Consider the following 2,611-nt stretch of genomic DNA (forward strand, 5'->3'; position numbering starts at 1 on the left):
ATGAATTTGGTCTTCTGATAGATCTGTTTGGAGGAATAAAAGATTTAAAGGAAAGGAGGATAAAAGTACTACACAATTTTAGCTTTATAGAGGATCCCACAAGGATATTGAGGGCAATTAGATATGCCACAAAACTTGGTTTTATTATAGATAATGATACGATAAATTTGATGAGAAATACGATAAAAACCGGACTCTTTACAGATTCAAGAAATACAAGAATTAAGGAAGAGTTTTTCACCATATTAAGGGATAAAACTATAACCATTCCAGCTTTAAGGATACTCAAATCCCTTGATGGTTTTAAGTTTATTCACAGAAAGCTTAAATATAATGAAGAGACAGAGAAATTAATTAAAAAGGCTGAAAGGTTGATGAGAAGAATGGAAAAAGAGGAAATCCTTTTTGAAAGAGACAAGATCGTATTTTTCCTTTTAATTTCTGAACTCAATGATTTTGAGAGGAAAGAGATTATAAAGAGATGGAGTATGAAAGAGAATTTTATAAACAAAGAATCTTACTATTCTGATAAGCAGAATGAACTTAAGGAGACAGAAGAAGTTTATTCCATTTATAGAATCCTTGAATCCCTTGCTTTAGAGGAGATAGTTTATCTTTATGCTAAAGGGGATAAAGAGACAAAGAATAAAATTGAGAAATACCTGTTTGAGTTAAGAAAACGAAAACTCCATATTGGAGGAAGAGATCTATTAAGACTTGGGATGAAACCTTCTCCAGAGTTTAGTAGAATTTTAAGGATAGTGAGAAGATATGTAATAGAAGGTAAATTAAAAACTAAAAAGGATGAACTTAATTTTGTAAAAAATTTATTGGAGAAAGGAGAGATACATGTTTTTGAAAAAACTACTTGAACTTCTGTTCATTTTACCCGCCTTACTCATTGCAGTTATTGTTCATGAGTATGCACATGGATGGGTTGCATACAAATTGGGTGATGAAACTCCAAAGAGAAGTGGAAGGTTAACCCTTGATCCGCTGAAACATATTGATCCCATAGGCACAATTCTTGTCCCAATACTGCTTCTTATAACATCCAACTTTACTTTTACATTTGGATGGGCTAAGCCAGTTCCAGTTAACTTTTTAAGATTTAGAAATATTAGAAAGGGACTTATTCTTGTTTCCCTTGCTGGGCCTCTATCAAATCTCCTCCTTGCCTTAGTGTTTGCTCTAATCTATAGATTCCTTATTTTTCCATTTCCGGTATTTTCCTCTTCATACCTTGAATTTTTTACAAGGTATATGGTGATAATAAACTCTGTTCTTGCGATATTTAACCTTATACCTATCCCACCTCTTGATGGGTCAAAGATCTTGTATGGAATATTTTTGAAGTATCCACAGGATGTTCTCATGAATCCAAAGATTGATATGTATGGGATGATCATTCTTGTTATACTTCTCTTCTTTGGAGTGATAGGGAAAATCATAAATCCGATCTTAACATGGCTAATACATCTACTTCTTTGGTGAGCAAGAAAAAGAAAAAAGCTGTACTTATAGGAACGATAACCACAAAGTCCAGCCAGTTCTTACCAGAGGAAACTCTGGAAGAACTGGACCTCCTTGTAAGGACCTTGGGTATAGAAGTGGTATTTAAGACTTTAAAAAGAGTGAGGAAGATCAATCCTGCTTACTTTATAGGTAAGGGGACGCTTATAGAGATTTCCAATCTGGCAAAGGATAAGGGGGCAGAATACCTTATTTTTGATGAGAGACTTTCCTATTCTCAAATAAGAAACATAGCAAATTTAACTAACCTATTTGTTCTTGACAGACCCCATGTAATAATTGAGATTTTTGAGAAGAGAGCAAAAACAAGAGAAGCAAAAATCCAGGTGGAACTTGCAAGACTCAAGATGGAGCTTCCAGCCATTGTTGGTATAGGGAAAAGCCTTGACCAACAGATGGGGATTGTTGGAATAAGGGGTGGTCCTGGAGAAAAGTATAGAGAATTGAAGAGAAGGACTGTAGAGAAAAAGATAAGACAGCTGGAAAAACAACTCACTTTGATAAAAAAAAGAAGAATTACAAGGAGAAAATTAAGAAACAGAAGTGGTATTCCTATAGTATCAATAGTTGGTTATACAAACGCAGGAAAAACAACTCTTTTCAATGCAATAACTTTAGAAAAAGCCTATACAGAGAACATGCTCTTTGCTACCCTTGATACCCTTGTGAGGAAGTCATATCTTAAAGGTCTTGGAAGGGAGATAATTTTTGTAGATACCGTAGGTTTTATCCAGAAACTTCCACCTATTCTTATCTCCTCCTTTAGATCTACACTTGAAGAGATTAACGATTCTCACTTAATACTTCTTACGGTGGATGCATCAAACATATCTTATAGGAAACACATAGAAACTGTAAGAAAAATTCTTAGAGAGATTCTAATAAGAGATATACCTATAATAATTGTCTATAACAAAATCGATCTTTTAGAAGGATTCCAGATAGAGAAAATGAAAGATGAAGATCCAGAAGGAATCTTTGTATCAGCTCTAAAGGGTTATGGAATAGAGAAACTGAAGGAAAGAATAGCTCAGATACTTTCTGGCATAAGCACAAGTGCATTCAAGAAAGTTTAAGA

At 34.0% G+C, this 2,611-nt stretch carries 3 protein-coding genes; all 3 read left to right on the forward strand.

Going from position 1 to position 2,611, the window contains the following annotated elements; all coding sequences use genetic code 11:
* A partial coding sequence (locus tag J7J33_03865) for a CCA tRNA nucleotidyltransferase (protein MCD6168426.1) occupies window positions 1-872 on the forward strand: 872 nt, incomplete at its 5' end.
* A complete protein-coding gene (locus J7J33_03870) occupies window positions 856-1,494 on the forward strand; it encodes a site-2 protease family protein (GenBank protein MCD6168427.1) in 639 nt (212 codons plus the stop codon). The genes J7J33_03865 and J7J33_03870, both read left to right, overlap by 17 nt.
* On the forward strand, window positions 1,491-2,609 hold the full coding sequence (gene hflX / locus J7J33_03875) for a GTPase HflX (protein MCD6168428.1): 1,119 nt from the start codon (window positions 1,491-1,493) through the stop codon (window positions 2,607-2,609). The genes J7J33_03870 and hflX overlap by 4 nt, the downstream gene beginning before the upstream one ends.
* The last annotated feature ends 2 nt before the right edge of the window (window positions 2,610-2,611 follow it).

The organism is Caldisericia bacterium (genome assembly GCA_021158845.1).
Taxonomy (GTDB): Bacteria; Caldisericota; Caldisericia; order B22-G15; family B22-G15; genus B22-G15.